Origin of the sequence: Promicromonospora sukumoe 327MFSha3.1, from assembly GCF_000385135.1 — a bacterium.
Classification (GTDB): Bacteria; Actinomycetota; Actinomycetes; order Actinomycetales; family Cellulomonadaceae; genus Promicromonospora; species Promicromonospora sukumoe_B.
Genome location: NZ_ARQM01000010.1, coordinates 791,821 through 813,543, shown reverse-complemented (window position 1 = coordinate 813,543; position 21,723 = coordinate 791,821). Strand labels below are relative to the sequence as shown.

15 protein-coding genes are annotated in these 21,723 nt (G+C 72.3%); 5 read left to right on the top strand and 10 right to left on the bottom strand.

Annotated features, from left to right (window positions below):
• Positions 1 to 54: 54 nt before the first annotated feature.
• Positions 55 to 2,178: a DNA gyrase/topoisomerase IV subunit B gene (locus tag H291_RS0107350; protein WP_026365503.1), complete on the bottom strand. Its 2,124-nt coding sequence runs from the start codon at positions 2,176 to 2,178 to the stop codon at positions 55 to 57.
• A gap of 232 nt (positions 2,179 to 2,410) precedes the next feature.
• Here H291_RS0107350 and H291_RS0107345 point away from each other — a divergent pair, with 232 nt between their 5' ends.
• Positions 2,411 to 2,617 carry a DUF7455 domain-containing protein gene (locus H291_RS0107345; RefSeq protein ID WP_020014335.1) on the top strand — a complete coding sequence of 69 codons (207 nt, stop codon included), beginning with the start codon at positions 2,411 to 2,413 and terminating at the stop codon, positions 2,615 to 2,617.
• 155 nt (positions 2,618 to 2,772) lie between these two features.
• On the opposite strand, the gene H291_RS0107340 is transcribed toward H291_RS0107345, so the two are convergent.
• From H291_RS0107340 to H291_RS0107320, 5 genes are all read right to left on the bottom strand, one after another.
• A complete protein-coding gene (locus H291_RS0107340; RefSeq protein ID WP_020014334.1) occupies positions 2,773 to 5,271 on the bottom strand; it encodes a LamG-like jellyroll fold domain-containing protein in 2,499 nt (832 codons plus the stop codon).
• A gap of 314 nt (positions 5,272 to 5,585) precedes the next feature.
• Complete coding sequence (locus H291_RS0107335; protein ID WP_157236763.1) at positions 5,586 to 7,169, bottom strand: SpoIID/LytB domain-containing protein; 1,584 nt, start codon at positions 7,167 to 7,169, stop codon at positions 5,586 to 5,588.
• A 127-nt stretch (positions 7,170 to 7,296) separates the two neighbouring features.
• Positions 7,297 to 8,985: an RNA polymerase sigma factor gene (locus H291_RS0107330; protein WP_084467803.1), complete on the bottom strand. Its 1,689-nt coding sequence runs from the start codon at positions 8,983 to 8,985 to the stop codon at positions 7,297 to 7,299.
• 549 nt (positions 8,986 to 9,534) lie between these two features.
• Complete coding sequence (locus tag H291_RS0107325; RefSeq protein ID WP_020014331.1) at positions 9,535 to 9,900, bottom strand: universal stress protein; 366 nt, start codon at positions 9,898 to 9,900, stop codon at positions 9,535 to 9,537.
• Between the two features lie 214 nt (positions 9,901 to 10,114).
• Positions 10,115 to 11,743 carry a DUF4192 domain-containing protein gene (locus tag H291_RS0107320; RefSeq protein ID WP_020014330.1) on the bottom strand — a complete coding sequence of 543 codons (1,629 nt, stop codon included), beginning with the start codon at positions 11,741 to 11,743 and terminating at the stop codon, positions 10,115 to 10,117.
• A gap of 230 nt (positions 11,744 to 11,973) precedes the next feature.
• Here H291_RS0107320 and H291_RS0107315 point away from each other — a divergent pair, with 230 nt between their 5' ends.
• Both H291_RS0107315 and H291_RS0107310 read left to right on the top strand, forming a co-directional pair.
• Positions 11,974 to 12,555, top strand: coding sequence for a hypothetical protein (locus tag H291_RS0107315; RefSeq protein WP_020014329.1), 582 nt, complete (start codon positions 11,974 to 11,976; stop codon positions 12,553 to 12,555).
• 9 nt (positions 12,556 to 12,564) lie between these two features.
• Positions 12,565 to 13,713, top strand: a complete 1,149-nt coding sequence (locus H291_RS0107310; protein ID WP_020014328.1) for a polyprenyl synthetase family protein — start codon at positions 12,565 to 12,567, stop codon at positions 13,711 to 13,713.
• A 24-nt stretch (positions 13,714 to 13,737) separates the two neighbouring features.
• On the opposite strand, the gene pknB is transcribed toward H291_RS0107310, so the two are convergent.
• Positions 13,738 to 15,630, bottom strand: coding sequence for a Stk1 family PASTA domain-containing Ser/Thr kinase (gene pknB, locus H291_RS0107305; RefSeq protein ID WP_026365501.1), 1,893 nt, complete (start codon positions 15,628 to 15,630; stop codon positions 13,738 to 13,740).
• A 118-nt stretch (positions 15,631 to 15,748) separates the two neighbouring features.
• Here pknB and H291_RS0107300 point away from each other — a divergent pair, with 118 nt between their 5' ends.
• Positions 15,749 to 16,114, top strand: coding sequence for an Rv2175c family DNA-binding protein (locus H291_RS0107300; protein ID WP_026365500.1), 366 nt, complete (start codon positions 15,749 to 15,751; stop codon positions 16,112 to 16,114).
• Positions 16,115 to 16,172: 58 nt separating this feature from the next.
• Here the strand turns inward: H291_RS0107300 and H291_RS0107295 are convergent, their stop codons facing one another.
• Both H291_RS0107295 and H291_RS0107290 read right to left on the bottom strand, forming a co-directional pair.
• A complete protein-coding gene (locus H291_RS0107295) occupies positions 16,173 to 17,567 on the bottom strand; it encodes a class II 3-deoxy-7-phosphoheptulonate synthase (protein WP_020014325.1) in 1,395 nt (464 codons plus the stop codon).
• 55 nt (positions 17,568 to 17,622) lie between these two features.
• Positions 17,623 to 18,849 (bottom strand): pyrophosphate--fructose-6-phosphate 1-phosphotransferase, encoded by a 1,227-nt coding sequence (locus H291_RS0107290; RefSeq protein WP_026365499.1) that lies wholly within the window; start codon positions 18,847 to 18,849, stop codon positions 17,623 to 17,625.
• Between the two features lie 269 nt (positions 18,850 to 19,118).
• On the opposite strand from H291_RS0107290, the gene H291_RS0107285 reads away from it, so the two are divergent.
• Positions 19,119 to 19,664, top strand: a complete 546-nt coding sequence (locus tag H291_RS0107285; RefSeq protein WP_020014323.1) for a GNAT family N-acetyltransferase — start codon at positions 19,119 to 19,121, stop codon at positions 19,662 to 19,664.
• A gap of 75 nt (positions 19,665 to 19,739) precedes the next feature.
• Here H291_RS0107285 and H291_RS0107280 read toward each other — a convergent pair whose 3' ends face one another.
• Positions 19,740 to 21,572, bottom strand: coding sequence for an AMP-dependent synthetase/ligase (locus tag H291_RS0107280; protein ID WP_020014322.1), 1,833 nt, complete (start codon positions 21,570 to 21,572; stop codon positions 19,740 to 19,742).
• Positions 21,573 to 21,723: the final 151 nt, after the last annotated feature.

Sequence of the window (21,723 nt, the reverse complement as noted above, 5' to 3'; positions counted from 1 at the left end):
CACGCGGCACGGCGCCGCCGTCTCAGGCGGCGGGCGGCCGGCGCTCCGACCGCCTCAGGCGTCGATCCGGGACCGGTCCAGCTCGGCCGCGCCGTTGATGAGGAACTCCTTGCGGGGCGCCACGTCGGTGCCCATGAGCAGCTCGAACGCGCGCTCGGCCGCCTCGGCGTGCTCGGCGGTGACGCGGCGCAGCGTGCGGTGCCGCGGGTCCATGGTGGTCTCCGCGAGCTGGTCGGCGTCCATCTCGCCCAGACCCTTGTAGCGCTGGATGTCCGGCTTGTAGCGCCGGCCCGCCTTGTCGAGCTTCCGGAGCGTGACGCCCAGCTCGGCCTCGGAGTAGGTGTAGATGTACTCGTTCTTGCGCCGGCCGCTGCCGATCACCTCGACCCGGTGCAGCGGCGGGACGGCCGCGAACACGCGCCCGGCCTCCACCATCGGCTTCATGTACCGGTAGAACAGCGTCAGCAGCAGCGTGCGGATGTGCGCGCCGTCGACGTCGGCGTCGGTCATCATGATGATCTTGCCGTAGCGGGCGGCCTCGATGTCGAAGGACCGGCCGGAGCCCGCCCCGAGCACCTGGATGATCGCGGCGCACTCGGCGTTGCGCAGCATGTCGCTGATCGACGCCTTCTGGACGTTCAGGATCTTGCCGCGGATCGGCAGCAGCGCCTGGAAGTCGCTGGACCGCGCCAGCTTGGCGGTGCCGAGCGCGCTGTCGCCCTCGACGATGAACAGCTCGGAGCGCTCCACGTCGTTCGAGCGGCAGTCCGCGAGCTTGGCCGGCAGGGAGGAGGTCTCCAGCGCGTTCTTGCGGCGCGAGATCTCCTTCTGCTTGCGGGCCGTGATGCGCGCGCGCATCTCGGCGACGATCTTGTCCAGGAGCAGCGAGGCCTGCGTCTTCTCGTCGCGCTTGGTGGAGCTCAGGAGGGCCTGGATCTCCTTCTCGACGACGCGGGAGACGATCTGGCGCACCGGTCCGGTGCCCAGCACCTCCTTGGTCTGGCCCTCGAACTGCGGCTCCGCCAGACGCACGGTGACCACGGCCGTGAGGCCCGCGAGCGCGTCGTCCTTCTCGATGCGCTCCGCGCCGTCCTTGGTGGAGACCTTGAGCTTGCGTGCGTTGGCCTCGACGTTCTTGCGGATCACCTTGAGCAGGCCCTGCTCGAAGCCCGTCAGGTGCGTGCCGCCCTTGGGGGTCGAGATGATGTTGACGAACGAGCGCACCTCGGTGTCGTAGCCCGTGCCCCAGCGCAGCGCGATGTCGACCTCGCACTCGCGCTGCACCTCGCGCGGCGACATGTGGCCGCGCTCGTCCAGCACCGGAACCGTCTCGGTGAAGTTGCCCGAGCCGCGCAGCACCCAGGTCGCCGTGACGGGGGTGTCGGGGGCCAGGAACTCGACGAAGTCCGCGGCACCGCCGGTGTGCTTGAACGACTCCTCGTGGGGTCCGTTCTCGCCCGGGGTGCCGGGCAGGCCGCGCTCGTCGCGCACGACGATCTCCAGGCCCGGCACCAGGAACGTGGTCTGCCGGACGCGGGTGACCAGCTCGTCGTAGCTGAATACCGCGGACTTGGGGAAGATCTGGCGGTCGGCCCAGTAGCGCACGCGCGTGCCGGTGCGGCCGCGCGCGACCTTGCCGACGACGGCGAGCTCGGAGTGGTCCACGAAGGGCTGGAACGTGGCGTCCGGGCTGGGCCCCGACGCCGGGTCGGAGAACATGCCGGGCTCACCGCGGTGGAAGGTCATCCGGTGCGTCTTGCCGCCGCGGTCCACCTCGACGTCGAGGCGCGAGGACAGCGCGTTCACGACGGAGGCGCCGACGCCGTGCAGACCACCGGACGCCTGGTAGGAGCCGCCGCCGAACTTACCGCCCGCGTGCAGCTTGGTGTAGACCACCTCGACGCCGCTCAGCCCGGTCTTGGGCTCGATGTCGACCGGGATGCCACGGCCGTCGTCGGACACCGTGACCGAGGTGTCGGCGTGCAGCACGACACCGATCTTCGTGGCGTGGCCGCCCAGGGCCTCGTCGACGGAGTTGTCGATGACTTCCCAGAGGCAGTGCATCAGGCCACGGGAGTCGGTGGTCCCGATGTACATTCCGGGACGCTTACGGACCGCCTCGAGACCCTCGAGGACGGACAGGTGGCGAGCGGTGTACGACTCGGACGTTGCGGTCACGGCGACAGCGTAGACGAGGTCACCGACAACCTACGTCAGGCGCCCCGGGAGAACGCTGGAACAACCGACCGAACGGCTGTGTGACAGCAAGATTCACCCGATGACAGAAATTACCCTTTCAGCGCAATTGGGGGCGGAAGGGGACCAAGACTGTGAGCCACGCCGCTATGCTCGCAGCGAACCGCCCACCCGGGCCGGCATGAACCGCGCGAGCGAATGGTTGGATGGAGATGTGACGACCTTGACGACCGAACCGCTCACCGCCCTCGACCGCTGCGACCGCTGCGGCGCGCAGGCCTACGTGCGCGTCGTTCTGCCCGTGGGCGAGCTGCTCTTCTGCGGCCACCACGCGCGCGCACACGCGTCCGCCTACGCGGACGTCGCCACCCATGTCCAGGACGAGACCGACCGGCTCCACGCGGAGCACGGCCAGGCCTGACACCCAGGCCGGACGACCACCGGACCACAAACGCCGACAGACCGACGCCGGCGGTGAGCCACCCCGAAGGGTGACCCACCGCCGGCGTTCTCATACCCGGGCCAAGACCCGGACCAGAACCGGACCAGAACCGACCGAGAACCCGGCCGGCCCCGTCAGCCCGCCGCGAGCTCCGCCACCTCGGCGGCCGACAGCGCCCGGTCGAAGACCCGGACGTCGTCGACGTCGCCGCGCAGGTGGTCCACCTCGTTCCCGCCGTACTGGCCGCGGCCGATCACCAGCGGCCCCTGCGTCTCGGGTGCGGTGCAGACGTCCTTCGTGGCGACCCGCTCGCCGTCCACGTAGAGCGACAGCTCCCCCGTGGCGGCGTCGCGCACACCGGTCAGGTGGTACCAGCGGCCGGGCTCCGGCTTCTCGGGTGACAGCGCCCGTGCCCCCACGAAGCTCATGGCCCAGCGCTCGTCCTGCCCCGAGTACTGCAGGAAGAACGCGCTGTTCGCGCCGGTGTCCTGGCTGACCACGGTCTGGAAGCCGCCATCGGCCACGTCCAGCCTGGCCCACGCCGAGACGCTGTAGGAACCATCGGTGCGCACCAGGGTCTGCCCCGTGTCGGCCTCGCCCGCGCCGTCGAACGACAGGGCGCCGCCGGCCACGCCGTCCGCCCAGGTGGTTCCGGTCAGGGTCGCGTCGGCGTCGCCGACGCCGTCCGCGGCCACGGTGCCGGAGCCCTCGTCGAAGCCCCAGGCGTGCACGCCGGCCAGGCCGGGCGTCCCGGGGCCGACGACGGGCGGCTCGGCGCCCGACCCGTCCGCGCCCGCGATGACGGCGTCGTTGACCTCCCGGACCTGGCCGAAGTCCATCTTCTCGACCTGCCGGTCGTAGGTGAAGAAGCCGTTGACCTCGTGCTCCACGTCGGTGATCTGCGTGTAGATCGACCCGCTGATGCCGCACTGCTGCGCCGACGTGAGCACGTCCCGCGTGTTCTCGACGTAGCGCCGGGTGAGCGTGGCGACGTCGGGCGCCATCTCGTAGGCGTGGCCGTCCTCGAACCACATGTGCCCGTCGACCTCCAGGCCGAACCCGCCGTGCTCGCCGTCGATCGACGCCCGGGTGGCGTCCGGCACCGGCTGGGCCGGGCCCACGTACTGGTGCCAGTCGATGATGTCGCCCGCGCCGCTGTCCCCCAGCGAGTCGCAGCAGTTGACGCCGGAGTGCGCGTTCACGAGCCGGGTCGGGTCCTGCGCCTTGACCTCGCGCGCGATCCGCCCGGTCGCCTCCTGGGACCACTCGCCCCAGCCCTCGTTGAACGGGATCCAGCCGATCACCGAGGTCCAGCTCTTGTTCTGGTCGACCATCTCGTGCAGCTCGCGCTCGAAGCGCTCCTGCGCCTCGACCGGCGGGCGGCCCGTCTTCATCGACGGCATGTCCTGCCAGACCAGCAGGCCGAGGCGGTCGGCGTGGTAGAACCAGCGGTCCGGCTCGACCTTGATGTGCTTGCGCACCGTGTTGAAGCCCAGCTCCTTGTGCTGCTCCAGGTCGAACGCGAGCGCCTCGTCCGTGGGGGCGGTGTAGATGCCGTCCGGCCAGTAGCCCTGGTCGAGCGTGGACAGCAGGAACACGACCTCACCGTTGAGGGTGACGCGGTTGCGCCCGTCCTCGCCCGGCGCGATGCCGATCTCGCGCATGCCGACGTACGAGCCGACGGTGTCGACCACCTTGCCGCGCGCGTCGCGGACGCGGACCTCGAGGTCGTAGAGGTACGGGTCGTCGGGCGTCCAGAGGTGGGCGCCCGGCACGCGCACGGAGAGCTCGTCACCGACGGCCCCGGCGGCGCGGGCCGCGAGCTTGCCCTTCTTGCCGGCCGCGGCCTCCTGGCGGACGACGACCTCCGCCGTGCCACCGTCGGCCGCCGCGCTGCCCTCGACGGTCAGTGCGATGGTGCTCGTGTCGACGTCGGTGGTCATGTCCAGCCGCGTGGCGTGCGCCGCCGCGACGGGCTCCATCCAGACGGTCTGCCAGATGCCGGACGCGCCCTCGTAGAAGATGCCGCGGTCCGGGACGTTGCGCTGCTTGCCGACGGGCTGCCAGGTGTCGTCGGTCCGGTCGGTGACGCCGACCAGCACCTCCTGCGGTCCCGACGCCGTCAGCGCGTCGGTGACGTCCGCGGAGAACCGGCCGTAGCCGCCCTCGTGGTGGGCCACCTCCTGCCCGTTGACCCACACCGTCGCGGTGTGGTCCACGGCGCCGAAGTTCAGCACGGTCCGCTGGCCGCCGGTGCGCCAGGACGCCGGGACCTCGACCGTGCGGCGGTACCACATGTGGTCCTCGTGCCGGTCGATGCCCGACAGCTCCGACTCCGTCGGGTACGGGACCAGGATCTCCTCGGCGAGCGTCTGCCCGAACGGCGGTGCCTCGCCCTCGGTCGCGCCCGCGAACTCCCACAGGCCGTTCAGGTTCTCCCAGCGGTCCCGGACCAGCTGCGGGCGCGGGTACTCCGGCAGCGCGTTCTCAGGCGTGACGTCCTCGGTCCAGGGCGTCGGCAGGTGGGCGTTCGTGACGGGCCAGGCGGCCTGGCCGGTGGCCGACGGCGTCGCCGCCGGCGCCGAGGTCCCCGGCACGACGGCGAGCACGGCGCCCGTGGCGAGGGCCAGCACGGCGGCGCCCAGCCGCCGTCGGCGGGCCGAGGGTCTGGGCGAAGGGCTCGCCGGGTGGCGGACTGTTTGGCGCGCTGACTGGCGGGCTGACTGAGCGTTGGGCGGGGTGCGGTGCGACCTTGCTAGCGACATCGGCGTCACCTTCCTGGTCCCGGAACACGGTAGGCATCACGTCAGGCAACACAGCAGGCATCACAGCAGGCATCGTTGCCAGGGGCTACCGTAACGTCCGGGCGCGGCACAGCCTAGGGTGTATTCAGGATATTTCCATTGAATTCATCCCCCACTTGACTGCGCGTCCAGCCCGCCCGGCCTCACTTCCGTGCGGTCACCGTGTCCGCCCAGGACCCGCGGAGCCCGAGCTCGGTGCGCCAGCCCTCCGCGGTCTTGGTGAGCGTGCGGGTGCCACCCGTGGTGGAGACCGCCTGCATCGTCTTGATCTGTCCGCTGGAGTAGCGCGCGGTGACCTTGACGGAGCGGACCCACGAGAGCTTGAAGACGCTCCTGGCCTTCGCCTGGGTCAGGACGCCGGTCCACGACACGTACGGGTTGCCCGGCGCCTGCCGGGAGTACGGGTCGGTGACGTGCCGGAGATGCGACTGGGCCGCCGTCCCGAACGCGTCCTGGTTGTTGGTGGTGCCGGAGAAGCTGCCCCCGCGGCCCGACGACGCGAAGTACGGCGTCTCGGCGATGCCGTCCGACGCGTTGCGCACCACCGTGACCGTGCCGGCGGCGTCCTGCCGGGTGGCGTCCACGGCCGCGCGCCAGGTGGCGCCCGACGCGCCACCCTCCTTCTTCCAGCCGGTGTAGTTCTGGCTGCGGGTGTCGTCGTAGAGGTGGCAGTCGCACGAGGCCTTCAGGCCCGCGGTCTTGGCGAGGATGGCGTAGTTCCGCGCGACGACGGCCTGCGCCTGCAGGGCCGCCGCTCCCCCGTAGCCGCTCGTGCCCCACAGCGAGGCCATCTCGTCGAGCCCGTAGAGGTACTCGTCGTTGATGACCACCTGGTTGACCACGTTCGGCAGCGTGCCGGGGCTGGTGATCCGCAGGCGGCCGTGACGGTAGGTGCCCTGCGCGCCGGACACGCTGACCGTCCCGGCGACGCCTTCAGGTTCCAGGTACTCGGTGCCCGTCCACTCGAGGTAGAGGGTCGGGCGGGCGCCGAACTTCTGCCGCACGATGCCGTTCTCGGTGATCCGCGAGGTCACGCCCGACGTCGTCCGGGCGATCGAGATCCTGCGGGCCGACGTGCCGGTGGCGAGCTGCGCCCCGGCGCCGTCCAGGAGCCGCCAGGACCCGGCGGACAGGCTCAGGGTCGTGGTGGCGGGGTCGCCCGAGCTGCCGAGCACCTGCACGTCGATCGAGGTGCGGGGGTTGTTGGCGGTGCTCACGGTCGCGCCCGGGTAGTAGTAGCCCAGGATCTGCGCGGCGGAGCTGCCCCCGCGTGCCATCTGGTAGGCACCCCACTGCGCCATGCCCACGCCGTGGCCGTAGCCCGAGCCGGCGATCGCCCACGAGCCCGGCACGACGGTGACGGTGAGCGTCGAGCTCGTCGCCTTCGTGGTCTTGAAGCGGTACTTCGTCGTGGCGGACGGCTTGACCGCCGTCGACGCCTTGCCCGAAAGGTTCGTCGTCACGGTCTTGACCTGGACCCACGCACCGTTGCTGTACCGCTGCAGGTTCACCTTGACCCGCTTCTGCGCCCTGCCGTTGTAGCGGTAGACCGCCGTGAGGGTCTTCGAGACGGTCGCCGTGGTCGTCGTCGTGCCGGACGCGCTGAGCGTGTAGCCGGCCGCCGCCGCGGGCACCGTGGTCAGGCCGACGGCGAGGAGGGAGGCGAGGACGGCCGCGATCACCCGGGCGAGAACTGCTGCGGGAGCGGCGCTGTTCGAAGGGGACACATCGGGCACGCTCCCACACGACGACGCCGGGCGGGTGTGCTTCCGAAGAAGATCACCCGCCCGGCGTCGGTGGTGCTCGTCCTGACCCCCACTCGAGTCCGGACGGTTCGTGCTGGTGAGTCGAGGGTCAGTCGAGGTAGTCCCGCAGCACCTGCGACCGCGAGGGGTGGCGCAGCTTCGACATCGTCTTGGACTCGATCTGGCGGATGCGCTCACGCGTCACGCCGTAGACCTTGCCGATCTCGTCGAGCGTCTTGGGCTGGCCGTCCTGCAGACCGAACCGCATGGAGACCACGCCGGCCTCGCGCTCCGAGAGGGTGTCGAGCACCTGGTGCAGCTGCTCCTGGAGCAGCGTGAACGACACGGCGTCCGCGGGGACGACGGCCTCGGAGTCCTCGATGAGGTCACCGAACTCGCTGTCGCCGTCCTCACCGAGCGGGGTGCTCAGCGAGATCGGCTCGCGGCCGTACTTCTGGACCTCGACCACCTTCTCGGGGGTCATGTCCAGCTCCTTGGCCAGCTCCTCCGGCGTGGGCTCGCGGCCCAGGTCCTGGAGCATCTGGCGCTGGACGCGGGCCAGCTTGTTGATGACCTCGACCATGTGCACCGGGATGCGGATGGTGCGGGCCTGGTCGGCCATGGCACGCGTGATCGCCTGCCGGATCCACCAGGTTGCGTAGGTCGAGAACTTGTAGCCCTTGGTGTAGTCGAACTTCTCGACCGCACGGATCAGACCGAGGTTGCCCTCCTGGATCAGGTCCAGGAACAGCATGCCGCGGCCCGTGTAGCGCTTGGCCAGCGAGACCACGAGGCGGAGGTTGGCCTCCAGCAGGTGGTTCTTGGCCCGCTTGCCGTCGTGCGCGATCCACTTGAGGTCGCGCTCGAAGCGGCGCTGGTCCTTGTCGTTCCGGTCGAAGTCGGTGGTCGCGAGACGCTCCTCCGCGAACAGGCCGGCCTCGATGCGCTTCGCGAGCTCGACCTCCTGCTCCGCGTTCAGCAGCGCGACCTTACCGATCTGCTTCAGGTAGTCCTTGACCGGGTCTGCGGTCGCACCGGCCGTGACGACCTGCTGCGCTGGCGCATCGTCGTCGTCCCGGTCGGAGACGACGAAGCCGGAGCTCTCGTCGCCCTCCTTGACCGTCTTGCCGCCACGGCCACGAGTCGTCTTGGTGACGGTCTCGGGACCTGAGTCGGTCTCGTCCTCGGGGTCCTCGACGGCGACGCCGTCGGGCTCGATGTTGTCGTACTTCGACTTGCCCCGAGCGGCAGGCTTCTTCGCGCCGGCCTTGCCCGCCGGCTTCTTGCGCGTGCTCGTCGTCGCCTCGTCATCGTCATCGTCGACGTCGTCGAAGTCGAGATCGACGTCGTCGGGCATGTCGTCGTCCTTCGGCTTCGCCGTGGAGCGCGCCGGGGCCGACTTCTTGGCGGTCGTGGTCTTCGCCGCCGTCGCCCGGGTGCGCCGGGCCGGCTTCGCGGAGGCCTCCGCCTCGTCTGCGGGCGCCTTGGCGGCGACCGCGGTGGACCGGGTGGCCGATGCGGCGGCCACCTTGGTCACGGTGGGGAGCCCCACCTGCACACCGGCGTTGGCCAGTGCGCGCAGCACCGCCTTCAGCCGCTTGGCGTCACCGACCTGTGCCGTCTCGCATGCACGCCGGAAGTTCTCGGCGTCGACCGAGCCGTCGGCGGCACCGCGAGCGAGGAGCTCCTGCAAGGCAGGATGCTCGAACTCACGGGGCAGGTTGTCGCGTGCAGGGACAGGAGCGATGTCCTGGGGGGCTTTCAGCGGAGTGGGCGCCACAAACCGACCTTTCGGCATTCGAGGGGGCGGTGTACTGCCGGCGGGGCCGTCACTGGACCTTCTTCTTCCGCCGGCGAACATATATATTGTACCGTCGGCCTCCCTGTACCCCGCGACGAACGCGGTGATATGGGCAAAGTCAGTGCGAAGTCACGTCGGGCGGGACCACCCCGCGGGGTTTCTGATTTCGCGTGCCCAGAGTCAACGAACCGGGTGCCCGCACCATTCCCGATCTGGCGAAGATCCGGCGAACTTGCCCCGGACCAGGCGCGGGACGACGGCCGGATCGGACCCCGTCAGAGCCCCAGAACGGTCCCGGGCCGGAGCCGACGCCGGGATGACGGGCCGCACGTCAAGGCGAGGCATGGCCGGAGCACAGGTGGGGCATGGCCGAGGCTCAGGCTCGGCTCTTCAGGCTGAGCTCGGGCCGGGGTTGGGGGCAGGGTTGGGGCCGGGCTCAGGTGTGGGCGTGATGCGGCAGGCCGGGCCCAGACCGTGAACTCAGTCCGTGAGCCCGGACCATGAGGCCCAGACCGTGAGCCCAGACCGTGAGCCCAGACCGTGAGCTCAGACCTTGACGGCCAGCACGGGGCACGGGGCCTCGACGAGGATCCGCTGCGCGCCCGCGCCGAGGATGAGCTTGCCGACTGGGCTGCGCCGGCGCAGGCCGATCACGATGAGCTCCGCGCCGGTGCTGGTGGCGGTGCGGATCAGGTCCTCGGCGAGGTCGCCGGTGCCTTCCTCGACGCGCAGGTCGACGCCGGCCGCCGCGCCGCTGGCCAGCTCGTCGAGCTCGGCCCGGCACTCGTCGACGGGACGCTTCCCGCTCGTGACGACGACCAGCGGGGCCTTGCGCTCCCTGGCCTCGGTGACGGCGGTGCTCAGGGCCTCCTGGCCCTCGGGCGTGGCGAGGTGTCCGACGACGATCGTCATGTCAGCCGACGCTACCCCACACCACGCCCGGGTCCGTGCCGCACACGGCAGGCGGACCGCACCCGGGGCGACCGGTCCGGGTCGGTTCACCCGGTGAGATCACCCGACGCGCTCACCCGGACCGGCTCACCCCGCGAGATCACCCGGTGTTCACCCGTGAACGCCCGCGAGCGCCGCCGGCCGGGCTCGCCGGGCCGGGCTCACCCGGCTGGGCTCAGCCCGTAGCCATCGCGCCCGGTTCCGTCGCCGCGCCCGGTTCCGTCGCCGCGCCCAGTTCCGTCGCCGCGCCCGGCTGAGCGGCGGTGCCGGCTCCGCCGTGGAACAGGGTCCGCTCCCGACGCACCCAGCCCGGCGGGACTCCCCCGACGACAGCGCTGCGGAGCAGGAGCGCGAGGCGGTAGTCGGGGTCCACCCCGAGCGCGTCCGACACCCGCTCGACCGCCAGCCCGCCGTCGCCGTGCCACCACGCGATGAGCGCCAGCAGCAGGTACGCCGGGGCCCGCCGGTTGCGAGGAACGTGCCGGACGACGGCCTCCAGCACCCTCCGGGCCGGCTGGGTGCGGTCCTGGTCCGGCGGGATGCCCCGCTCCGGGTCGACGATCTGGGCCATGACGGCTCCCGTGGCGAGGTCGGTGTCGCCGTCCGCCTCACGCCGCGCGGTGCGCAGGGCCGCCTGCTCGGTGCCCGGCACGAGGCTGAGCAGCACCGCGTCCCGGACGGGTACGTCCGCGAGCGCCGCGCCGATCTTGCCGAGGTCCACCGGGGACAGCGGCACGGGCTGCCCCGGCTCCGCGTGCGCCACGGCCCGCACCGCCGAGCGCCACAGGCCCAGGCTCTGCGCGCCCCAGTCGGCGAGCTCCCGCTGCGTCTGCTCGGCCCGGGCCGCGGCGGACCTGGCACCGGTGCGGGCGGCACGCCGGGCGGTCGTCCGCGCCGCGCTCCGGGCCGCCTCGCGAGCGGCGCTCCCACCCGGCTGCGGGGCCGGCACTGCGACGTCGAGGGGACCGCCGCCGTCCGGGAACCGGGTGCGGTGCCGCAGGCGCCGGTAGGTGTCGGTCCAGCGCGCGGCCGCGCGGCGCGCCTGCGTGCGGGCGGCCTCCGGCGCGGGGCGCAGCGTGTACCGCTCCTCACGGGTGCCTGCCACGGTGCGGCCCTCCAGCACCATGTGGGCGGCCACGCGGCTGCCCTTGAGCACGGCGAGCGGGCGGCCCTCCGGCGGGCAGCACAGCGGGTCCTGGCAGTCGAGCGCGCGGAAGCCCGTGGGCGCCACGAGCCAGACCTCGGTGCCCGGCAGCCGCCGGTCGATCCGGGCCCGGAGCACGTCCGCGGCCCGGCGTGCGGCCCCGCTCGGCGCGGCGGTGTCGGTCGCCGTGTAGAGCACCACCACGGCCCGGTCCGCGCCGTCGGCCACCAGGTGGTCGGTGAGCCAGCGGGCGGTGGCTCCGCCGTCGGGCCCGGCCGGGTCGCCGGGCCGGCGCAGCCGGAGGTCGGCGAGGTCGACCCGGGCCACGAGCCCGACACGCTGCCGCGGGCCCGTCAGGCTCACCACCACGACGGACTCGACGGGCTCGAAGCCGAGCCGGTAGGGGATGTAGGCCAGGAGATCCTCCGGCCCGGCAACGCGGATCACGCGGGCGTTCGACACCGCCGGGGCGCGTCCGCGGTCCGGGACGACGGTGCCCGGCGAGGTGCTGCTCCTGGGGGTCGTCCGCTCGGGGACGTCTCGCGCGGAGAAGTCACGGGCTGTGCGGTCACGGGCAGAGGGACCAGTGTCGGGAAAGCTGTCGGGGAGGCCGCCGTCGGGCAGGCCGCTGTCGGAGTTCGGCTGGAGGTCGGGGTTCATGTCGTCGATCCCAGCCCGCCGGCGAACCGCGGGCGCGCCCAGGAGGGCCGTGTGGACAACGGGATTCCTGTGGTCGCGCTCCCCGCCGCGAGGTCCCGTCAGGAGGGTCCGTCTCAAGGTCCGTCGCAAGGGTCCGACGCGAGATCCGACACGAAGATCTCGACCCCGCCGGATCCGCCTGCATCACCGCACGCTGTCGCCGCCCCGCCCGGTACGGCTACGGTGTGCGCGTGTCCCGATTCGCCACAGTCCGCCGGACGGCCGCGCTCGCCGCCGCCGTGGGCCTGGCGTTCGCGACCGCGGGCTGCGGGGACGAGACCGGCGCCGCGACCGAGCAGGCCGGCGCGGGCAGCACCGCGACGGGCACGCCCGGGCCGAGCGCGGCCGCGTCGGGCGGGCCGACCGAGCTGCCGACCTTCGACCCCTCGTCCGCGGTGGCCACCTACGCGCAGGGCTTCCCGCCCGACCTGTTCCCCGTGCCCGAGGACGCCACGCTGCTGGCGTCGTCGGCCCAGCCCGTGGCCGCGGCCAAGGGCTCGAAGACCAAGAGCGTCCCGATGACGCAGGTCACGCTGAACCTGTCGTCGAGCCTCCCCACGGAACGGGTGGTCGGGCAGGCCAGGAAGATCTTGACCCGGCAGGGCTTCAAGCAGATCTCGGCGCCGGACGCGAGCGGCCTCACCGCGCAGACCGCGTTCGTGCGGATCACGAAGACCAAGTCCGGCGAGGTGCAGGAGTCGCTCGTGGTCGGCGTGCTCGACGATGGCGAGCGGCGGCTCTGCTCGATCAGCGGCACCGTCCGAACCCCATAGGCTGGTCCCGTGCCAGCCTCACCTGCCCGTACCAGTGCCCTGAGCCCCGCAGCCCTCGTCGACGCCGAGCACCTGCGCGCCGACGTCGACGCCGCGGTGACCGCCCACCTCGCCCGGCTGACGGCCGAGGTCGGGGCGATCAGCCCGAGCGCGGAGGCGATGGTCGAGGAGGCCGCCGGGCTGCTGATGGGCGGCAAGCGCCTGCGGTCCGCGTTCTGCTACTGGTCGTTCCGGGCGCACGGCGGCTCCGCCGACCCGGCCGACCCCGCACGGATCGCGACCGTCCGAGTGGGCGCCGCGCTCGAGCTCTTCCAGGCCGCAGCCCTGCTGCACGACGACGTGATGGACAACTCCGACACCCGCCGCGGCCGCCCCACCGCGCACCGGGCGTTCGCAGCGAAGCACGTGGGCGCGGCCTGGTCCGGCGAGCCGGTCCGGTTCGGCGACTCCGCCGCGATCCTGATCGGCGACCTCGTGCTGCTGGCCGCCCAGCGGGAGCTGTCGGCCGCGCTCGAGGCCCTGCCGGCGCCCGTCGCCGCCGCGACCCGCGCCCGCTTCGACGCGATGCAGAGCGAGGTCGTGGTGGGCCAGTACCTCGACGTGCTGGTCCAGGCCGAGCCGTGGGGCCAGGACCCCGCCGCCGACGAGGAGCGCGCCCGCGACGTGCTGCGCGCCAAGACCGCCAGCTACTCGGTGGCCGCGCCGCTCGCGCTCGGCGCGCTGCTGGCCGGCGCGAGCCCGCGGGCCGCCGCCGACATCGAGGCGGCCGGCCTGCCCCTGGGCGAGGCGTTCCAGCTCCGCGACGACGTGCTCGGCGTCTTCGGCGACCCGGCCGTCACGGGCAAGCCCGCCGGTGACGACCTGCGCGAGGGCAAGCGGACCGTGGTCGTGGCCCGCACCCTGGCGCTGCTGCCCGACGCCGAGGGCCCCGAGGCGACGGTCCTGGTGGCCGCGCTGGGCAACCCCGACCTGTCCGAGGCGGAGGTGGCGCGGGTGCGCGAGGTGATCGTGGCCTCCGGCGCGCTGGACGCCGTGGAGCAGCTCATCACCGACCTCGCGGTGCGCGGCCACGCGTTGCTCGACCTGGCGGACCTCGCCGAGCCGGGCCGCGGCCTGCTCACCGACCTGGCCCACGCCGCCGTCGACCGGGCGGCCTGACACCCGAGCGGGTCCGAAGGGAGCTCACCACGTCCAGAGCGTGACCTCTTCGCCCTTCTTCAGCTTCTCCCCCGCCGCGGGCTCGGTCTCCTTGACGCCCTCGCCGAACAGCTCGCCGAAGCCGCGCACCACCGACGTGTAGCCGGCCTCGTCGAGCAGGGCCTGGGCGTCCTCGACCGACAGACCGACCACGTCGGGCACGGTGCCCTGCTCGCCCCTGCTGACGACGATCGTGATGGTGCTGCCCTGCTCGGCGCCCTTGCCGGCGTCCGGCTTGGTACGGATGACCGCCCCGGCCTCGACCTTCTTGTCGGACTTGTCCTCGCGCGCGACCTCGAACCCCTGCGCGGACAGCGTGTCCGTGGCGTCGGCGGCCGACAGGCCCGTCACGTCGGGCACGGTGACCGGCGGCGCCCCGTCCGAGACGGTGAGCCGCACGGTCTCGTCCGTCGGGACGGAGCCGCCCTCACGGACGGAGGCCCAGATCACCTCGTTGCGCACGACGTCTGCGGAGTACTCGCGCGAGACCTCGACGTCGACGAGGCCGACGTCGCGCAGGGCGGCGCGTGCCTCCTCCTCGGTCATGCCCACGAGCCCGCTCGGCACGTCGGCCAGCTCGGGGCCGAGCGAGACCACGAGGTCCACGGGCTCGTCGCGCAGCGTGCGCCGGCCCTCGTCGGGAGTCACGGAGATCACCTCGCCCTCGGGCACGTCCGAGTCGTGCTGCGGCACCCTGGAGGGCGTCAGCCCGGCCTCGGTGAGCGCCTCCTCGGCCTGCGCCTCGGTGACGCCCACGACGCCGTTCGGCACCACGGCGTAGGCACCCGGACCCTGCTCCGTGTACCACCAGGCGCCGAACAGGACCACGACCAGGGCTACGACGAGGGCGATCTTGCCGCCGAACCGGGACCGCCGCTCAGGCTGCGGCTGGGGTGGCTGCGGCGGCTGCTGGGCCGCCCAGCGCCCGGCGGGCGGCCGCTCCACCACCGCGGTGCGCGCGGCCTTCACCGCGGCCGACGACGGCGGGGGCGCCGCCTTGGCGGGGATGTCCAGCACCTCGTTGGGGATCTGCCGGAACGTGCTGCGCAGCACGTCGAGCGCCACGGCGGCGTCGTGCGGGCGCCGGTCGGGGTCGCGCGCCGTCAGCGCCTGCACCAGCACGTCGAGCGGGCGGCCCAGGTGGCCGGCGAACGCGCTCACGGGCGGCACGTCGGTGTTGACGTGCGCGTAGGCGACCTGGATGGGCCCCTCGCCCTCGTGCGGCAGGCGGCCCGTGAACAGCTCGAACGCGAGGATGCCCACGGCGTACACGTCCGCGCGGGCGTCGACGTGCCCCGTGGCGATGGTCTCGGGCGCGAGGTAGGCCACGGTGCCCAGCACGGTGCCCGTGGTCGTGTTCGACACCTCGGAGATGGCGCGGGCCAGGCCGAAGTCGGCCACCTTGGGGCGGCCGGTGCCCTCCTCCAGCAGCACGTTCTCCGGCTTGATGTCGCGGTGCACGATCCCCTTGGCGTGCGCGGCGGCCAGCGCGGAGAGCACCACGTCGAGGACGGCGAACGAGCGGCGCAGCGTGAGGTCGCCGTCGCGGATGAGCTGGCGCAGGTTGGTGCCCGGCACGTACTCCATGGTCAGGTAGCGCATGTCGCCGTCGGTGCCCTGGTCGTAGACCGCGACGACGCCGTGGTGCTGCAGGCCTGCCGCGGAGCGCGCCTCGCGCTCGAACCGCTGCCGGAAGCTCGCGGCCTGCTCCCCCTCCGCCAGGTGGGGGTGCATCACCTTCAGCGCGATCTCACGGTTCAGGCGCGTGTCGTGCGCGCGGTACACCGTGGCCATGCCGCCGCGCGCCACGCGCGCGACGATCTCGTACCGCCCGTCGACGAGGCGGCCGATGAGAGGGTCTGCCGTCACCTGAGCCACGGGTGGGAGTGTACGGGTGACCACCCACGCCCTGGCAGGAACCCGCATACCGGACAGCGGGCCGTTGCCGGATCGTTGCCGTGTCACGGTCTCGCGCCCCGTCGCCTAGGCTTGCGCCGTGACAGATCTCGACACCCTCGTGGGCGACTGGCTGACCCTTCCCGACCTCGCCGAGTCCCTCGACATCGAGGTGGGCAAGGCGCGCGGGCTGGTCAGCGACCGGCACGTGATCGGCATCAAGCGCGGGGAGCGCACCACCTTCCAGGTCCCGGCCCTGTTCGTGCTGCCCGACGTCGAGGGCCGCCCCGGCGTCATCCCCACCCTGCGCGGCACGATCATGGTGCTGGCCGACGCCCAGTTCACCGAGCCCGAGATCCTCGAGTGGCTGTTCACGCCGAACGACGAGCTCGGCGAGCGGCCCGTGGACGCGCTCATCCACGGCAAGCGCGCCGCCGTGCGCCGCGTGGCGCAGACGCTGCTCTGACCCTCCGGTGGGCCGGTCGCCCGGCCCACCGACCCGGCTGTCCGGCCCACCGACCCGGCTACCGCCGCAGCATCTCCGCGACCTGGAAGGCCAGCTCCAGCGACTGCTGGTGGTTCAGGCGCGGGTCCACGAGCGTCTCGTAGCGCAGCGCGAGGCCCGCGTCGGAGATCTCCTCGCTGCCGCCGAGCACCTCGGTGACGTCGTCGCCCGTGAGCTCCATGTGCAGGCCGCCCGGGACGGTGCCCAGCGCCTTGTGCACCTCGAAGAACCCGGCCACCTCGTCGAGCACGTCCGTCAGCCGGCGGGTCTTGTAGCCGCTGTCCGACGTGATCGTGTTGCCGTGCATGGGGTCGGTCACCCAGGTGACGTTCGCGCCGGACCAGGTGACGGCCTCGACGAGGGACGGCAGCACGTCGCGGACCTTGCCCGCGCCCATGCGCGTGATGAACGTGAGCCGGCCGGGCACGTTGTCCGGGTTGAGCCGCTCGGTGAGCGCGAGGGCGTCGTGAGGTGTCGTCGTCGGGCCGAGCTTCACGCCGATCGGGTTCGCGATCCGGGACATGAAGTCGACGTGGGCGCCGTCGAGCTGGCGGGTGCGCTCGCCGATCCACAGGAAGTGGGCGCTGGTGTCGTAGGCCCGGCCCGTGCGCTGGTCCGTGCGGGTCAGCGCCCGCTCGTAGTCGAGCACCAGGGCCTCGTGGCTCAGGAAGAACTCCACGGAGCGCAGCGCGTCGAAGTCGGCGCCGCACGCGTGCATGAACCGGATGGCGCGGTCGATCTCGTCGGCCGTCTTCTCGTACCGGGCGTAGGCCGGGTTGCTCATGAAGCCGCGGTTCCACTCGTGCACCTGCCGCAGGTCGGCGAAACCGCCCTGCGTGAAGGCCCGCACGACGTTCGCCGTGGCCGACGAGATCCGGTAGGCCTGCTCCAGCCGCTCCGGGTCGGGGATCCGGGCCTCCGGCGTGAACGGGAAGCCGTTGATCATGTCGCCGCGGTAGGCCGGCAGGGTCTCGCCGTCGCGCGTCTCGGTGTCGCTGGAGCGCGGCTTGGCGTACTGCCCCGCCATGCGGCCCATCTTGACGACGGGCGTGCTCGCTCCGTGGGTGAGCACCACCGCCATCTGCAGGATGGTGCGGATCTTGTTGCGGATGCGGTCGGCGTTCGCCTCGGCGAACGTCTCCGCGCAGTCCCCGCCCTGGAGCAGGAACGCCTCGCCCCGGCCGGCGGCGGCGAGCCGCTCGGTCAGGGTGTCGGCCTGTGCGGGCACCACGATGGGCGCGGCCTGGGCCAGGCGGCCGGTCGCGGCCGCCAGCGCGGCCGGGTCCGGCCAGGTGGGCTGCTGCCGCGCCTCCAGGGTGCGGAAGTGGTCCAGCCCGGCCTGGCCGGTGGCCCCGGCAGGCTCAGCAGGCCCGGTGGGACCTGCCGGACCTGCCGGATCGGTGACGGTGCTCATCGGCCCGCCGCCGGTGCCAGGGGTGCCGGGAGTGCCAGTGGTGCCCGCACGTCGCTCAGTGCTCCGCGGGAGCGGCCGGCACGAGCGGCTGGCCGATCTCGGCGAGGATCTGGCCGAACCACTCCTGCGAGACGTCGAACGCCTTGCCGCCGGCGATGCGCGGGAATGCGATGGCCTTGAGGCGGTCGCCGTCCTCCTCGTCGTGGCCGATGACGCCGGACTCGCCGCGCAGGGCGCACTCCACCGCGTAGTCGGTCATCGACTTGATGAGGCGCAGGTCCTCGGCGTTGGCGGCCGCGGCACGCGAGAAGTAGCCCGACTTCTGGACCATGACCTTCTCGGCGCCCAGCTTCTCCGCGAACTGCTTGGCGAACCACTGGCCCGGGTTGATGGTGTCCAGCTTCACGTGCCCGAACGGGTCGCGCTCGACCGTCTCGCCGGCCGCCTCGAGCTGGGCCACGATCTCGTGCATGCCCGCACCCTCCGAGAGGAAGATGTTGACGTTGCCGATCTCGTCCATGACGCCGCGCAGGCGCTTGGCCTCGCCCTCGAGGTCGATCTCGAGCTCGGGCAGGAACACGGCGTGCACGTCCCAGCGCTCACGGGACAGGCCGAGGGCCGGGGCCCACTCCTGGTCGTCGAGCCAGCCGCGGTAGGCCTGCGCCGTGGCGGCGGTCAGCCAGCCGCAGTGGCGGCCCATGACCTCGTGCACGATCAGCATGCGCGGGCCCACGCGGTTCTCGCCGATGACGTTGGCGGCGAACTTCGCGCCCTCCTCGGCGGCGGTCCACGCGCCGAGCGACTGCTTGATCGGCACCACGTCGTTGTCGATCGTCTTCGGCAGGCCCACGACGGTGAGCTCGTAGCCGTTCTCGTGCAGGTAGGCGGCCAGGTCGGCGGCGGTCGTGTTCGTGTCGTCGCCACCGATGGTGTGCAGCACGTCCACGCCGTCGGCCTTGAGCTGCTCCGCGGCGACATGCAGCGGGTCCTGACCCTCCTGGACCAGGCCGCGCTTGACGGCGTCCTTCACGTTGGTCAGCTTCACGCGCGAGTTGCCGATCGGCGAGCCGCCGAACTTGTGCAGGACGTGCGCCTGCTTACGAGCCTCGTCGTCGATCTCGATCTTGTTGCCCGTCAGCAGGCCGTGGTAGCCGTGCAGGTAGGCAATGATCTCGATGTCGGGGTCGAGCTCGGTGTAACGCTCGATCAGACCGCCGACCGACGACGACAGGCAGGGCGCGAAGCCGCCGGCGGTCAGCAGGGCCACACGACGAACAGCCATCGGAGGAGCACCTCTCATCAGGGGGATTTCGGGGGCGCCCCCGCCGGCATCCAGCCCGCGCGGCACCCTTCGTCGTCATCCTACTGAGCGCCGGGGACACCGCTCGGCGCGTCCGGTGACTGAGCACGCCGCCGGACAGGGTCGGACGACCGCCGGACGACGTCGGCGGCCCGGTTCCGGCGCGCGACCGGGCCTCGACACGTGCCCGGACGGCGTGCGAAAATAACCCCGAACCTCTCGGTGCCATGTTGCCCGAGAGGCTTTTTGTTATGACGAACTCAGCGAAGACGACCCCAGCAGACACCCCCGCCCGGCTCACCGTCCGCCCGACGACGCCGGCCGACCGGCCCGTGCTCGAACGGCTCTGGCTCCTGTTCCGGCACGACATGTCCGAGGTCTCCGGCGCACTGCCCGACCCGAGCGGCCAGTTCCGGCGCGAGCGCCTGGACGCGGCGTTCACCGACCCGGGATGGCGGGGCGCCGTCGCGCACCTGGAACCCGCGGGCGGCGCCGCCTCCCCCGTCGGGTTCGCGCTGGTGCGCGGCCTCGACGGCCCCACCCGGGTGCTGAGCTCGTTCTTCGTGGTCCGCGGCGTGCGGCGGATCGGCGTCGGCCGGGATCTCGCCGCGCAGGTGCTGCAGAGCTTCCCCGGGTCGTGGGAGGTCCCGTTCCAGGACGCCAACGCGCCCGCGGTGCGGTTCTGGCGCACGGTGGCCACGGACGCCGTCGGCGAGGCGTGGACGGAGGAGCACCGGGCCGTCCCGGGCCGCCCGGACGTCGCCCCGGACACCTGGATCTCGTTCACCAACGGCTAGACCTGCCGGGAGCTCACCCACCCGCTGGTCGAGCTTGTCGAGACCGGTCTCGACAAGCTCGGCCAGCGAGGAACCTCAGTTGAGCAGGTGCAGGCTCTCCTTGTTCTTGTCCGCGTACAGGCGCTCCACGTCGGCGTCGAAGTCCTTGAGGAACACCGCCCGCTTCACGCTCTGCTTCGGCGTGAGGTAGCCGTTCTCGATCGTCAGGTCGCCCGCGAGCACCGTGTACTTGCGGATCGACTCGGCCTTCGAGACCGACTTGTTCGCCCGCTGCACCGCGCCGTCCAGGGCCGCGAGCACGTCCGGGTCCTTGCGGGCCTCCTCGACGGACATCGCCGGCTTGCCGTGCATCTTGAGCCAGCCCGGCAGGCCCTCGGCGTCGAGCGTGAAGAGCGCCCCGATGAACGGCTTGCCGTCGCCGACGACGACGCACTGGCTGACCAGCGCGTGCGCGCGGATGCGGTCCTCCAGCATGGAGGGCGCCACGTTCTTGCCGCCCGCGGTGACGATGATCTCCTTCTTGCGGCCGGTGATCGTCAGGAACCCGTCGTCGTCCAGCACGCCCAGGTCGCCGGTGCGGAACCAGCCGTCGTCCGTGAACGACTCCGCCGTGGCGGCCTCGTTCTTGTGGTACGCCCGGAAGATGTGGTGGCCCTTGAGCAGGATCTCGCCGTCCTCGGCGATCTTCACGCCGCAGCCGGGGAGCTGGAGGCCGACCGAGCCGATCTTGGTCGCCGTCGGCCGGTTCACGCTGGTCGGGGCCGTGGACTCGGTGAGGCCGTAGCCCTCCAGCACCTTCAGGCCCAGGCCCCGGTAGAAGTGCCCGAGGCGCTCGCCGAGCGGGCCGCCGCCGGAGACCGCGAACTCCGCGCGGCCGCCGAGCTTGGCGCGCAGCTTGGAGAAGACCAGCGCGCTGGCGACCGCGTGCTGCAGCCGCAGGCCCAGCCCCGGGCCCGACGGCGTGTCGAGCGCCCGCGACCACGCGATGCCCGTCGCCGTGGCCCAGTGGAAGATCTTGGCCTTGCCGCCGGCCGCCGCCGTCTGCTCGGCCGTGTTGTAGACCTTCTCGAACACCCGCGGCACCGCGAGGATGAAGGTCGGCCTGAACTCGCCCAAGGCGTCCACCAGCGTGGTGGTGTTGCCCCAGTGGCCGGTGACGACGCCGCCCGCGACGGCGAGCACGTGGATGTAGCGCGCGAACACGTGCGCCATCGGGATGAACAGGAGGGTGCGTCCGCCCTCCTTGGCGAACACCTCCGGCACGGCCTCGACGGCGTTCACGGCGAGCGACGCGAAGTTGCGGTGCGTCAGCTCGGCGCCCTTCGGGCGACCCGTGGTGCCCGAGGTGTAGATGATCGTGGCGAGGTCGTCCAGGCCGGCGATGGCCCGGCGGCGGGTGATCTCGTCGTCGGGCACGTCCTTGCCCTCGGCCGCGACCGCGTCGAGCGCACCGTCGTCGATGACGAGCACGTCGGTCACGAGCGGGCAGGCGTCGCGCACCTCGGCGACGGTGTCGGCGTTGGCCGTGGTCTCCGCGAAGACGAGCTTGACCTCGGCGTCGGACAGGATCCACTCGACCTGCTCGGCCGAGGACGTCTCGTAGACCGGGACCGGCACGGCGCCCGCGGCCCAGGCCGCGAAGTCCAGCACGGCCCACTCGTACCGCGTGCGGCACATGATGCCCACGCGGTCCCCCGGTTCGATGCCGCGGGCCACGAGGCCCTTCGCCACGGCGACGACCTGGGCGTCGAACTCGCCGGCGGTGACGACCCGCCAGGGCTCGCCCTTCCCCGCAGGAACCTCCATCATCGGCTTGCCGGCACCGGCGGCGACCCGCTCAGCGAGAACGTCGTTGAGGTTGGAGGTGGGGGGCAGCTCGATGAGGATCGGGCTGAAGATCTCGTCCATTCTGACTCCAGTGGCAGTACTGACCGTGCCTGCAAAGATACCGGGAAACGGACTCCGCGTGTTGCACTCCGCGCGGTCGCTACCCTGGGTGTGCGCACCTTCTCGGTGCAGCCCCCTTTTCGACGGTCCACGCGGCCGTCGCGCAACGAGA

Bases quoted from the DNA above. Each gene is read 5' to 3' on its own strand.
- H291_RS0107320 (WP_020014330.1), bottom strand. From the start codon at position 11,743: ATGAACCCCGACCTCCAGCCGAACTCCGACAGCGGCCTGCCCGACGGC.
- H291_RS0107280 (WP_020014322.1), bottom strand. From the start codon at position 21,572: ATGGACGAGATCTTCAGCCCGATCCTCATCGAGCTGCCCCCCACCTCC.
- H291_RS0107285 (WP_020014323.1), top strand. From the start codon at position 19,119: ATGACGAACTCAGCGAAGACGACCCCAGCAGACACCCCCGCCCGGCTC.
- H291_RS0107330 (WP_084467803.1), bottom strand. From the start codon at position 8,985: ATGCCGAAAGGTCGGTTTGTGGCGCCCACTCCGCTGAAAGCCCCCCAG.
- H291_RS0107290 (WP_026365499.1), bottom strand. From the start codon at position 18,849: ATGGCTGTTCGTCGTGTGGCCCTGCTGACCGCCGGCGGCTTCGCGCCC.
- H291_RS0107295 (WP_020014325.1), bottom strand. From the start codon at position 17,567: ATGAGCACCGTCACCGATCCGGCAGGTCCGGCAGGTCCCACCGGGCCT.
- H291_RS0107325 (WP_020014331.1), bottom strand. From the start codon at position 9,900: ATGACGATCGTCGTCGGACACCTCGCCACGCCCGAGGGCCAGGAGGCC.